General features: G+C 62.7%; 13 protein-coding genes. 9 read left to right on the plus strand and 4 right to left on the minus strand.

All coding sequences use genetic code 11. The features are described 5' to 3' along the window. The coding region (locus EOA24_RS14505; protein ID WP_127409877.1) for a phosphopentomutase at positions 1 to 690 on the minus strand (690 nt) is incomplete at its 3' end. A 132-nt stretch (positions 691 to 822) separates the two neighbouring features. On the opposite strand from EOA24_RS14505, the gene EOA24_RS14510 reads away from it, so the two are divergent. Further along, positions 823 to 1,758, plus strand: coding sequence for a PhnD/SsuA/transferrin family substrate-binding protein (locus tag EOA24_RS14510; RefSeq protein ID WP_126079386.1), 936 nt, complete (start codon positions 823 to 825; stop codon positions 1,756 to 1,758). Between the two features lie 6 nt (positions 1,759 to 1,764). Here EOA24_RS14510 and EOA24_RS14515 read toward each other — a convergent pair whose 3' ends face one another. The 3 genes from EOA24_RS14515 to EOA24_RS14525 all read right to left on the minus strand — a co-directional run bounded on the left by EOA24_RS14515 (position 1,765) and on the right by EOA24_RS14525 (position 3,588). Then, a complete protein-coding gene (locus EOA24_RS14515; protein WP_126079385.1) occupies positions 1,765 to 2,391 on the minus strand; it encodes a TadE/TadG family type IV pilus assembly protein in 627 nt (208 codons plus the stop codon). Positions 2,392 to 2,432: 41 nt separating this feature from the next. Next, positions 2,433 to 2,996, minus strand: coding sequence for a TadE/TadG family type IV pilus assembly protein (locus EOA24_RS14520; RefSeq protein ID WP_245467348.1), 564 nt, complete (start codon positions 2,994 to 2,996; stop codon positions 2,433 to 2,435). 169 nt (positions 2,997 to 3,165) lie between these two features. After that, positions 3,166 to 3,588: a pilus assembly protein N-terminal domain-containing protein gene (locus EOA24_RS14525; RefSeq protein WP_126079383.1), complete on the minus strand. Its 423-nt coding sequence runs from the start codon at positions 3,586 to 3,588 to the stop codon at positions 3,166 to 3,168. A gap of 36 nt (positions 3,589 to 3,624) precedes the next feature. Here EOA24_RS14525 and EOA24_RS41580 point away from each other — a divergent pair, with 36 nt between their 5' ends. The 8 genes from EOA24_RS41580 (at position 3,625) to EOA24_RS14560 (ending at position 10,926) form a co-directional block, all read left to right on the plus strand. Then, complete coding sequence (locus tag EOA24_RS41580) at positions 3,625 to 3,786, plus strand: hypothetical protein (protein WP_189343265.1); 162 nt, start codon at positions 3,625 to 3,627, stop codon at positions 3,784 to 3,786. Between the two features lie 158 nt (positions 3,787 to 3,944). Further along, a complete protein-coding gene (locus tag EOA24_RS14530) occupies positions 3,945 to 4,127 on the plus strand; it encodes a Flp family type IVb pilin (protein ID WP_126079382.1) in 183 nt (60 codons plus the stop codon). 145 nt (positions 4,128 to 4,272) lie between these two features. Continuing rightward, positions 4,273 to 4,791, plus strand: coding sequence for a prepilin peptidase (locus EOA24_RS14535; RefSeq protein WP_126079381.1), 519 nt, complete (start codon positions 4,273 to 4,275; stop codon positions 4,789 to 4,791). A gap of 196 nt (positions 4,792 to 4,987) precedes the next feature. Further along, a complete protein-coding gene (gene cpaB, locus EOA24_RS14540; RefSeq protein WP_126079380.1) occupies positions 4,988 to 5,800 on the plus strand; it encodes a Flp pilus assembly protein CpaB in 813 nt (270 codons plus the stop codon). Beyond that, complete coding sequence (locus tag EOA24_RS14545) at positions 5,797 to 7,323, plus strand: type II and III secretion system protein family protein (protein ID WP_127255896.1); 1,527 nt, start codon at positions 5,797 to 5,799, stop codon at positions 7,321 to 7,323. Before cpaB ends, EOA24_RS14545 begins: the two co-directional genes overlap by 4 nt. 14 nt (positions 7,324 to 7,337) lie before the next feature. Continuing rightward, a complete protein-coding gene (locus EOA24_RS14550) occupies positions 7,338 to 8,069 on the plus strand; it encodes a CpaD family pilus assembly protein (RefSeq protein ID WP_126079378.1) in 732 nt (243 codons plus the stop codon). A 43-nt stretch (positions 8,070 to 8,112) separates the two neighbouring features. Next, positions 8,113 to 9,396: a CpaE family protein gene (locus EOA24_RS14555; protein ID WP_189342051.1), complete on the plus strand. Its 1,284-nt coding sequence runs from the start codon at positions 8,113 to 8,115 to the stop codon at positions 9,394 to 9,396. A 30-nt stretch (positions 9,397 to 9,426) separates the two neighbouring features. Continuing rightward, the gene (locus EOA24_RS14560) at positions 9,427 to 10,926 is read left to right on the plus strand and encodes a CpaF family protein (RefSeq protein ID WP_126079376.1); all 1,500 of its coding nucleotides are present in this window, start codon (positions 9,427 to 9,429) and stop codon (positions 10,924 to 10,926) included. The last annotated feature ends 161 nt before the right edge of the window (positions 10,927 to 11,087 follow it).

The raw sequence follows: 11,087 nt of genomic DNA on the forward strand, positions 1-11,087 counted from the left end.
GCGGCGGTTGTGGGTGCGCTGGAACGTGGCGGGCGTCTCGCCCACGAAAGGCCGCGCGATCACGCGCCCGATCTTCAAGCGATCGACGAGCCGGCGCACCGTGAGGCAAAGCTCATAAAGCCGCTCCAGGCCGAAATGCGTTTCATGCGCGGCGATCTGCAACACGGAGTCCACCGACGTGTAGCAGATCGGTCTGCCGGTGCGGATATGCTCTTCGCCGAGCCGCTCGATGATCTCGGTTCCCGGCGCATGGCAATTGCCGAGGATACCCGGCACCTTGCCTTCGCGGATGATCGCGTCGGTCAGCTCGGCCGGGAAGGCAGGCACCGTGTCGGGAAAATAGCCCCAGTCGAAGCGCACGGGCAGTCCTGCGATCTCCCAATGGCCCGACGGCGTGTCCTTGCCGCTTGACACCTCCTGGGCGGCGCCGTGGAAGGCCGAGCCGATCGGCGGCGCATAGATGCCGGTTCTGAACCCCGTCGCGGTTTGCGCCGCCAGGCCAAGCCCGAGCGACATCATGTTGGGCACGGCGAGCGGTCCTTTGCGCAGACCTTCCCGGTCGGCGCGGCCTTCGGCGCAGGCCTTGAAGATATGTCCGAAGGTGTCGGCGCCGGCATCGCCATAGCGTTCGGCGTCGGCCGCGCCGCCGATGCCGAAAGAATCGAGAACGAACAGGAACGCGCGCGCCATGGGTGTCATTGTTGTCAGTCCTGGTCGCCAGACATAAGGTTCCCCGGCGGCGTTGGCAAATCGGAAACCAAACCGCGACCGCTTCGCGCCATAGTTGCGACGAGGCGTGGATATGGCGGGAGCAAGGCAAGCATGGCGAGGCGCGGCAAGATCGCGGCAAGGCAGGCCGTGAAAATGTGCGCGGCCGCTCTCTTGGCGTCCGGCGCCGCCGCATGGCCGGCACACGCCGACTGGCGTGACGACATCGGCACGTTCCGTATCGGCATCGTTGCCACGCCGGGCGGCGGCAACACCGTCCCCGGGCTTGCGCGTCTGACGGAAGCCTATGCCAACGCGCTCGGCATGAAGGTCGAGTTCGTCGTTGCGCGTGACTATGGGGCGCTGATCGAGGCGCAGGCGAGCGGGCGCGTGCAATACGCGGTCTATTCGGCGCTTGCCTATGCCACGGCCTCGGAGCGCTGCGGCTGTGTCGAGCCACTGGTGGCGCCGGTCGACGCCGACGGCGCCGTCGGCATCCGCTCCGTCCTGGTGACGCGCGACGGCAGGCTTCAGGATCTTGCCGCCATGGCTTCGCATCGGATCGCGATTGCGCCGGCCGATAATGTCGGCGGCGCGCTGCTGCCGCTGGCGGCCCTTTCCGCCGCAGGGGTGAAGATTGCGCGGGATTCGCCGTTCCTGGCACGCGCGGCGTCGGCCACGGCGGCCGAGACGATGTTGAGCGTCGGCGATGCGGATGGCTTGTTCGGCTGGGAGCCGGCCGATGCCGACGGCCAAGCCGCCCATTCCGGCGGCACGGTCGAGCGGCTGGAGGCTGCCGGCATCCCTGGGGCGTCGCTTAGGGTGTTATGGACCTCCGACCTGTTGCGCTACGGGCCGCATGCGGTGCGCAGCGATCTCGATCCAGAGACGAAACGACGGCTGACCGTCTTCCTGACCAATCTCAAATCACAGACGCCCGATGTGTACGACCTCCTGGAGAGGGCGCATACCGGCGGCTTCGTGCCGGCGACGTCCAAGGATTACGCCATGGCGATGGGCATTGTGCGGCAGGCATTGGATGGCCGCTAATGACCGTCAGCAGTCGCTGCAAGGGATCATCGGAACCCGGCGAGGCCTGAGATAATAAGTCTCGCTCATGTTTATGTTGCTGAAGGTCGACAGCAATCCAAACGATTTCGCTTTTTCATCGGTCGCGCTCCAGGCGATGACCGGTGTATAGCCGAGATCGCTTTCCACACGGATTAGGAAAGTGTTGCGGATTTTCAGCGTCGAGGGGACAGTCGTGGTGTCGCCGGGCTTGGCATCGGCGCTGTAGGTGCTGCCAACCAGCTTGCGCGACCACACTACCTTCACTGTCGGCGATGCCTGGTCCGACATCTGTATGGCGGTGATGATGATCTTCGGATCCGAGCGGTTGTAGGGCAGAAGCGTCGTGCTGCCGATCTTCATGATGGCATCGAGGTTCGCCTTCACGACCGCCGTCTGCTGCGTGACGAGATCCGCCACCATGCTGCCGATGCGGCTAACTTTCTTGCTGGTCTCAATGGCCTGGGAGGCTTCCATCGTGATGAAATACATGATGAGCAGCACCGGCACGATGAGCGCAAACTCGATCGCCGCGACGCCGCGCCGATCGCGGCCAAACCGGCTGGCTCGCGCCACGATAGCCGAAATCCCCCAATGTGCCCCCGCACGGTACATCCTATCCTCCAGATCGCCGCAGTCTCAGTCGTCCACCAGTCTCAGTTGTCGTCGAACGGTTCGTTCTGCCAGGTTACGGACGCGAAATGCAGCGTGGTCCCATCAGTGAAATTCTGCATCTGTTTGGCCAGGAGATCAGTCATCACCGGCCATTTGTAGAACACCCGCAGCATGTTGATCGATTCGGCCAGCCCGGGCGATGTCGTGAAGGTCTTGTCGCTTCCGCTTTGCGTCAGCACGATTTGGTTGCCATTTATTCTGTAGCCCGCCGTAGCTGCGTCGGCGAAGCTCGGATATTCACGCAGGTCCACCAGCAATCCCGGGCAGTCCTTGGCCACCATGATCTCCAGCTTGCTGCAGATCAGCCGCTTGATGGAGGCTTCGGTGACGTTCGACCTCTGCAACTGCCCGGTCCGCAACTGGCGGGCGACATCGTCGGTGACGTTGGCCATCACCTCCTGGCCGGCAAAGGAGATGCAGCTCTCGAGGATAGCGAAGACGAGAAGCGCGAACGGGATGGCAAGCATCGCAAATTCCATTGCCGTGCTGCCGCGTCTGTCGCTGAAGAAGCCGGGGCGGGGTTTGCCGCGCGCCGAACTGTCCATCCCGTTGCCGGATGTGGCATCCTTGCTCATTTGCCTTCCTGCCGAATCCCCTCGCGGTACCGGCGGCAAGGTAGCGAAAACCCATTGAGGTCCGGTTTGGATGATCGTTAAATTCGCCCGGCAGGCTTTAAGCTGTCTTTAACGCCTGCTCCGACGCTTTTTGTCGGGCTTAGTGCGCGGCGCTCATTTCGGTTTCGGAAGCCTTCTCGGCCTCGGTCTTGTAGGCGCTCTCGCAATAGGGCGTGCAAGACATGGTCTGGACTTCGGCACGCCTGTAGATGCGTACCGAGGAAGCGGCCTGTCGCACGACGGTCACCTGTTCATCGATGATCGGGCTGCCGTCCGAGTCGAGCACGACCAAATTGGTGACGCCAAAACCTTTGCCGGTGAGAACGATGGTCGAGGCGTCCTGCACCGAGGCATCGGCGATGGCGGGGTTGCCGATGACGACGGTGTCGGCCGCACGGGACAATTTGACGATCTTTGCCTGGTTCATGGTCACTTCGACACCCGCGCCGGCCTTGGCCGGCATCACCAAGGCGGCAGCCGCCAGCAGCGCGGCGACTGGAAACAGCGATCTCGACAACCTCATTGAACAGCTCCCGGCAGGCGGATTCTTCAACGGAACATGAACGAGATTGGTGAAGCAACGGTTAAACCGGACCTGGCCGCGATTAAGGATTTTGCCTCGCCCGTCCACGCGCCGACGGCGCTTCCTGTTTTAGTAACATTGCACAAGCGCCGGTTTGCGCCGCTTTGCTCGATCCTCGAGCCGGCTGACAATGTTTAGGTCGCGGTTAACCACGCAGTGCGTTCGCCGCTGGAAAGGAATCGGTAAGGCTGTTTATTAAGCCGATCGAAACGGCTTCTCCCTAGATTTGCAGCGTCCGATCAACCGCAAAGAGAAGTTGACGGAAGTGCTGTAACACGTGGAGTAGGAGCTCTCGCATGTCTAATCTCATTGCACGTTTCGTGAAAGACGAATCCGGCGCGACCGCCATCGAATACGGTCTGATCGCCGCTCTCATCGCGCTCGCCATCATGGTCGGCGCCACCTCGCTTGGCACCGCGCTGAATGCCAAGTTCGATGCGATCGCCACGGCTGTCAGCGACGCCCCGTCGGGCAACTGATAAGCCGAGGACGGCGAAGTCATTCTGACACAAGGGCTGCCTCGCGGCGGCCCTTGTTCGTTGCAGCATCCGGCCACCCCACTCACCGATCGTTAATGCGCCGTGCCTTAGATTGCGCGCGGTATTGTCTCACGGCACTTGTTTCATGCTCGAAGCCATAATCTTCGTCGTCTTCCCATTCTGCATGCTGTTCGCTGCGATCTCCGACACGTTGTCGATGACGATCGCCAACCGCGTTCCCGTGCTCTTGGTGGCCACATTCGCGCTTGTCGCGCCGCTCACCGGGATGGACTGGGCGACCTATGGCTGGCACTTCGCCGCCGGCGCCCTCGTGCTTGCCACGACATTCGGCCTCTTTGCGCTCGGCGGCATGGGCGGCGGCGACGCCAAGCTTCTGGCCGCGAGCGCTCTGTGGATGGGCCTCAACATCGATTTGATCGGCTATCTGGTGACGTCGGCTTTCCTTGGGGGCCTGCTGACCATCGCAATCCTCGCCTACCGTAAATCGCCGCTGGCCGCCTATACCGGCCACAGCCGGTTCCTGCGCCACTTCGCCGACGAGAAAGTGGGCATTCCCTATGGCGTTGCGCTTGGCGCCGGTGGACTGATCACGTTCCCGGATTCGCCACTGATGGTCTGGGCGCTGCAGAGGCTCACGGCATAGGTTTGGCGACATTGATGTCGGCGACCGAAGGCGGCCTGGCCGCCTTTTTTGTTAACGACGAGACCGTTCGATCGAATTTGAGTAAACCTTAAATTAATCACGATCGTAAGCATTACATTAACCTTGTTTTGACGATTGCGGCTGCAAAGTCCGGCCTGGCGAGGTGGTTTGCCTTGAGGCGAAGGGTTTCGGACGAATGCCAGCATCCCGATTGATTATTCTGGGCGTGGCTGCGGTCGCGGCGGGTAGCGCGGGCTATGTCGCCAAGAACATGGTGGTGGCGCCGCCGGCGCAGGTCGTTGTCAATGCGCCCGCGCAGCCGGCGGTCGCGTTGCAGGACGTGCTGGTGCTTTCCGGCGACGTGGCGATGGGCAGCCAACTCGGCAACAACGTCAGCTGGGAAAAATGGCCGTCCGACGGTGTCAATGCCAATTTCATCACGCGCGCCGCCGAACCTGACGCGGCCGAAAAGCTCAAGGGCTCGGTAGCGCGCGTCGCCATGTATACGGGCGAGCCGCTGCGCCGCTCCAAGCTGGTCGGCGAGGGGCAGAGCTTCATGTCGTCGATCCTGCCTTCAGGGATGCGCGCTGTCGCCACCGCGATATCGGCCGACACTTCCGCAGGCGGCTTCATCCTGCCCAACGACTTCGTCGACGTTATCATGACCCGCCGCGCCGACACCGGCAACGGCGGCAGCGGCTTCAACACCGAGACCATCCTCAAGAACATCCGGGTGCTGGCCATCGACCAGACCATCCAGGAAGACGAGGAAGGCAAGAAGACCAGGGTCGGCCAGACCGCGACGCTGGAGCTGACGCCGCAACAGGCCGAGATCATCACCGTCGCGCAGCAGATGGCGGACCGCCTGACGCTCGCGCTGCGCCCGATCACCGACATCCACGAAAAGAGTACGGACGAAGCCGACTATCTGGTCAACGGCAACGGCCGGCGCGGAACGGTGCGTCTGATCAAGTCGGGCGAGGTTTCCGAGGTGGGAGCAAGGAAATGACGCTAAATGGCAAACTGCTGCCCTTCCTGGCGACCGCGACGATCGGTCTGCTGCTGATTGGCGCCAACGCCTCGGGACTGGTCGAAGCCAAAGCCGCGAGCGCCGGCGTATCGGCTTCCGTCGCCACGCAGCGCGTCAAGCTCGGCCTCAACAAATCCGTGGTCATCGACTTGCCGAGCGATGCCTATGACATCCTCGTCGCCAATCCGGCGGTTGCCGACGCGGTGACGCGCACGGCACGGCGCATCTACCTGTTCGGCAAGGCGGTCGGCGAAACCAACATCTTTGTCTTCGGCCCCAATGGCGAGCAGATCGTCAGCCTGGACCTTGCCGTCGAGCGCGATGTCGCCGGGCTGGAGGATTATCTGAAGCGCTTCATCCCGTCCTCGCAGATCAAGGTCGAGCTGCTGAACGACAACGTTGTCCTCACCGGCATGGTCGACACGCCGCTCGATGCCAAGCGCGCCGTCGATCTCGCGACCATCTTCGTGTCAGGCGGTGAAGCGACGACCGGCCAATATTCGCAGACCGCCGCCGGCGGCTCGGTCAATGGCGGCGTCGACATCAACAACCCCGACCAGGAGCGCCGGACCTCCAAGATCGTCAACCTGTTGCAGATCATCGGCGACGATCAGGTAACGCTCAAGGTGACGGTCGCCGAAGTCAGCCGCTCGGTGATGAAACAGCTCGGCGTCAATATGCTCGCCAGCGGCGGCAGCAACGGCATTTCCTGGGCGGCGCTCAGCGACCCTTACATGGGTCTTGGCAAACCGCTGTCGAACGCGGGCCTCTCTATCAGCTCGTCAGGGCTGCAGTCCTATATCAACGCAATGGAACAGTCGGGGGTCATGAAGACCCTGGCTGAGCCGACTTTGACCGCCGTGTCCGGGGAAAAGGCGACCTTCAAGGTCGGCGGCGAGTACAATATTGTGAAGAGCGTTTCCGCCAACGTGTCCACGGACAACCAGACCGGTCTGCAGAACTATTCGGTCGACAAGATCGAGTACGGTATCGGGCTGGAGTTCCAGCCGGTTGTTCTGTCGCCCGGTCGCATAAGCCTGAAGGTGAGGACGTCGGTTTCCGAACCGACGACCGAAGGATCCGTATCGGCATCCACAGACAACCAGAACATCGGCATGAACGCTTTGTCGCTGCGCAAGCGCCTGGCCGATACGACGGTCGAACTGCCTTCCGGCGGTTCGATGATGATCGCGGGCCTCGTGCGCGACGATCTCAGGCAGGCTGTCACCGGATTGCCCGGCCTGACCAAGATCCCCGTGCTCGGGACGCTCTTCCGCAGCCGCGACTTCGTCCGCAACGAAAGCGAGCTCGTCATCATCATCACGCCCTATCTGGCGCGGCCGGTGGCGCGCAACGACCTGGCCAAGCCGGATGACAATTTCAACCCGCCGAGCGACGGCGCCGGCATGTTCCTCGGCCGCGTCAATCGCGTCTACGGCACCATGCAGACGGACAGGCCAGCCGGGCGGTACCACGGCGTCGTCGGCTTCATCTACAAATGAGTGGGAACGCGGATATGTCCAAGTCAGCATCGAAGGTCATGACGGTCCGGACAGCATCCGGCATCGCAAGGATAGGCCGGCAGGTGGTCCCGGCACTGGCGGTCGCCCTTGCGGCGTCGCTCGCGGGTTGCGCCAATCGCGACAGCATCACGGTCGGGTCGATCCCGGACGACTATCGCACGACCCATCCGATCGTCATTGCCGAGAAGAATCAGAAGATCGATCTGCCGGTCGGCGCCGGCGATCGCGGCATGACCGGCGCGCAGCGCGATGCGCTGCTCGGCTTCCTCGACGGCTACGACAAGAGCGCTGCGCCGGCGCTGACGATCGCGATGCCGGCAGGCTCCGCCAACGAAGTTGCCGCGCAGGCGGCAGGCCGCGATTTTGCCAGGCTTGCCATGAAGGCGGGCGTCAAGCGCGATCGCATCGTCATGACTTCCTATCAGTCGGCTGTGCCGGAGGCGTCCGCGCCGGTGCGCGTCGCCTTCGTCGCGGTGCGGGCGCAGACCGATAAATGCGGGCGTTGGCCCGACGACCTGACCGAGACGTCGGACAACAAGCATTATGCCGACTTCGGCTGCTCCTATCAGAACAATCTCGCGGCCCAGGTGGCCAATCCCAACGATCTGATCGGGCCGCGCAAGCAGTCCGAAATCGATGCCGAAAATCGCAGCGCGGTGATCGATGTGTACCGGACGAGAGGCATCTCAGACGAGTTCCTGGGCAATTCGGAAGTGACGTACTGAGCCGGCGGATGACGGAAAAAGCAGCCACGGAAAGAGCATGACGATGAGCAATCTTGCCTACGACACGCCCGCGGAAACCGGCGACCTTTCGCAGCAGGACATCGCCGCCATGCAGGCGCTGCGCCCCGTGCCGCGCATTTCGATCCAGGCTTTCTGCGAGACCGAAGGCGTCGCCAGCCCCGTGGAGCGCGCCGCCGAGGATCGCCGTATGGCCAAGGCCCATCTCAAGGTCCATATGGGCGGCGTTCCGACCGCGATCGAGTTCTATCAGTCCGCGCCGACACCGAACCTGATCCTGCTGGAATCGCGCAGCGAGCCGAAGCAACTGCTCGAACAACTCGGCCAGCTCGCGGAGTATTGCGATCCGTCGTCCAAGGTCGTGGTCATCGGCCACTACAACGATGTCGGGCTCTACCGCGAGCTCATCCGTTCAGGCATTTCCGAATATGTCGTCGCGCCGGTCTCAATGTCCGACATCGTCAGCGTCGTGTCGTCGATCTTCGTCGATCCGGAATCGGAGCCGATAGGCCGCTCAATCGCCTTCATCGGCGCCAAGGGCGGCGTCGGCTCATCGACCATTGCCCACAATGCGGCCTGGGCGATGTCGTCGCTGTTCAAATCCGAAGTCGTCATCGCTGACCTCGACCTCGCCTTCGGCACCGCCAACATCAACTTCGATCAGGATCCGGCTCAGGGCATCGCAGAGGCCGTGTTTTCGCCTGAGCGGGTCGACGAGGTCTATCTCGACCGCCTGCTCGCGCAATGCGCCGAGCATCTGTCGCTGCTTGCGGCCCCCTCCACGCTCGAACGCGTCTATGATTTCGACGCCGAGGCCTTCTCGCAGATCATCGAGACGGCGCAACGCAGCGCGCCCCTGCTGGTTCTCGATATCCCTCACATCTGGAGCGGGTGGACGAAGAGCACGCTGATCAAGGCCGACGAGATCGTCATCACCGCCACGCCCGAGCTCGCAAATCTTCGCAACACCAAGAACTTGGTGGACATGCTGAAGCGGCTGCGCCCGAACGATCCGCCGCCGAAGCTGATCATCAACCAGGCAGGTGTGCCGAAACGGCCGGAGATAGCGCCTTCCGATTTCGCCGAGCCGCTTGGCATCACGCCCATGGCGGTGATCAATTTCGAACCGCTGCTGTTCGGCAATGCCGCCAACAACGGCCGCATGCTGACCGAGATGGACGCTAAGAACCCGGTCGTCGCGACCATCAACGAGATAGCGCATGTGCTGACCGGACGTAGCGAAATCAAGACAAAGAAGAAGGCGGGCCTGGGTTCGATCCTCGGCAAGCTCTCGCGCAACAGGAAATGACGCTGTTTGAGCGGCATCGGGTAGTCGATCATGTTTGGTAAGAGAAGCAAAGACGACGGCAACCGGGTGACGCCCGAATTCCGTCCGCCGGCGTCGGCTCCCGCCGCTCCCGCTTCGACGGGAACGATGACGGCCGAGCGGCCGGCCGTGCCGGCGTCCACCGCGCCGGCTGCGCCGCCGGCTCGCCGTCCCGTGGAGGCGCCGCCGATGGCGCCCGAGCCGCCAAGAAGGATCCAGCGCGAGCGCTCAGAGACTTACTACGACACCAAGAGCCAGGTGTTCTCCGCGCTCATCGACACGATCGATCTGTCGCAGCTCGCCAAGCTCGATCCCGAAAGCGCGCGCGAGGAAATCCGCGACATCGTCAACGATATTATCGCGATCAAGAACTTCGCGATGTCGATCTCCGAGCAGGAGGAGCTGCTTGAAGATATCTGCAACGACGTTCTGGGCTATGGACCGCTGGAGCCGCTGCTCGCCCGCGACGACATAGCCGACATCATGGTCAACGGCTCCAAGAACGTCTACATCGAAGTCAACGGCAGGGTCGAACAGACCGGCGTCCGCTTCCGCGACAACCAGCAGCTGCTCAACATCTGCCAGCGTATCGTCAGCCAGGTCGGCCGTCGTGTCGATGAATCGAGCCCAATCTGCGACGCGCGCCTGCCCGACGGCTCGCGCGTCAACGTCATCGCGCCGCCGCTCTCCATCGACGGCACCGCGCTCACCATCCGCAAGTTCAAGAAGGACAAGCTGACGCTGGACCAGCTGGTCAAGTTTGGCGCCATCTCGCCGCAAGGCGCGGAAATCCTCAAGATCATAGGCCGTGTCCGCTGCAATGTCGTCATCTCGGGCGGCACCGGCTCCGGCAAGACGACGCTGCTCAACTGCCTGACCAACTATATCGACCGCGAGGAGCGGGTCATCACCTGCGAGGACTCGGCCGAACTGCAGCTGCAGCAGCCGCATGTGGTGCGTCTCGAAACCCGGCCGCCCAATCTCGAGGGCGAGGGCGAGGTGACCATGCGCGATCTCGTCAAGAACTGCCTGCGTATGCGGCCCGAGCGCATCATCGTCGGCGAAGTGCGCGGACCGGAAGTGTTCGACCTTCTGCAGGCGATGAACACCGGTCACGACGGCTCGATGGGAACGATCCACTCGAACAGCCCCCGCGAATGCCTCAACCGTATCGAATCGATGATCGCCATGGGCGGCTATTCGCTGCCGCAGCGCACCGTGCGCGAGATCGTCGTCGGCTCGATCGACGTGATCATCCAGGCCGCTCGCCTGCGCGACGGTTCGCGCCGCATCACCCACATCACCGAGGTGGTCGGCATGGAAGGCGACGTCATCATCACCCAGGATCTCGTCCTCTATAACATCAAGGGCGAGGACTCGAGCGGCCGGCTGGTTGGCGAGCATGTGTCGACGGGCATCGGCCGCCCGCATTTCTGGGATCGCGCCCGCTATTATGGCGAGGAGCAGCGCCTCGCCAATGCGCTCGAGGCGATGGAGAAACGCGCTGACTGATTTGTCTGGAGGTCTGACGCAATTCCAGGAAAAGTGTGAAGCGGTTATCCGTCCGGAATTGCGTCCAAACAAAGAAATAGGGCGGTTCGCCGTTTCTTTGAAACGGCGAAAGGGCCTAGGGGCACCGGTCGATGTTCGGAATTGACACCACCGTCCTGGCG

The sequence above is a fragment of the Mesorhizobium sp. M2A.F.Ca.ET.039.01.1.1 genome (assembly GCF_003998035.1).
Lineage (GTDB): Bacteria > Pseudomonadota > Alphaproteobacteria > Rhizobiales > Rhizobiaceae > Mesorhizobium.

Bases quoted from the DNA above. Each gene is read 5' to 3' on its own strand.
- EOA24_RS14545 (WP_127255896.1), top strand. From the start codon at position 5,797: ATGACGCTAAATGGCAAACTGCTGCCCTTCCTGGCGACCGCGACGATC.
- EOA24_RS14555 (WP_189342051.1), top strand. From the start codon at position 8,113: ATGAGCAATCTTGCCTACGACACGCCCGCGGAAACCGGCGACCTTTCG.
- EOA24_RS14550 (WP_126079378.1), top strand. From the start codon at position 7,338: ATGTCCAAGTCAGCATCGAAGGTCATGACGGTCCGGACAGCATCCGGC.
- EOA24_RS14510 (WP_126079386.1), top strand. From the start codon at position 823: ATGGCGAGGCGCGGCAAGATCGCGGCAAGGCAGGCCGTGAAAATGTGC.
- EOA24_RS14520 (WP_245467348.1), bottom strand. From the start codon at position 2,996: ATGGACAGTTCGGCGCGCGGCAAACCCCGCCCCGGCTTCTTCAGCGAC.
- EOA24_RS14525 (WP_126079383.1), bottom strand. From the start codon at position 3,588: ATGAGGTTGTCGAGATCGCTGTTTCCAGTCGCCGCGCTGCTGGCGGCT.
- EOA24_RS14530 (WP_126079382.1), top strand. From the start codon at position 3,945: ATGTCTAATCTCATTGCACGTTTCGTGAAAGACGAATCCGGCGCGACC.
- EOA24_RS14560 (WP_126079376.1), top strand. From the start codon at position 9,427: ATGTTTGGTAAGAGAAGCAAAGACGACGGCAACCGGGTGACGCCCGAA.
- EOA24_RS41580 (WP_189343265.1), top strand. From the start codon at position 3,625: ATGAACGAGATTGGTGAAGCAACGGTTAAACCGGACCTGGCCGCGATT.
- cpaB (WP_126079380.1), top strand. From the start codon at position 4,988: ATGCCAGCATCCCGATTGATTATTCTGGGCGTGGCTGCGGTCGCGGCG.
- EOA24_RS14515 (WP_126079385.1), bottom strand. From the start codon at position 2,391: ATGTACCGTGCGGGGGCACATTGGGGGATTTCGGCTATCGTGGCGCGA.
- EOA24_RS14535 (WP_126079381.1), top strand. From the start codon at position 4,273: ATGCTCGAAGCCATAATCTTCGTCGTCTTCCCATTCTGCATGCTGTTC.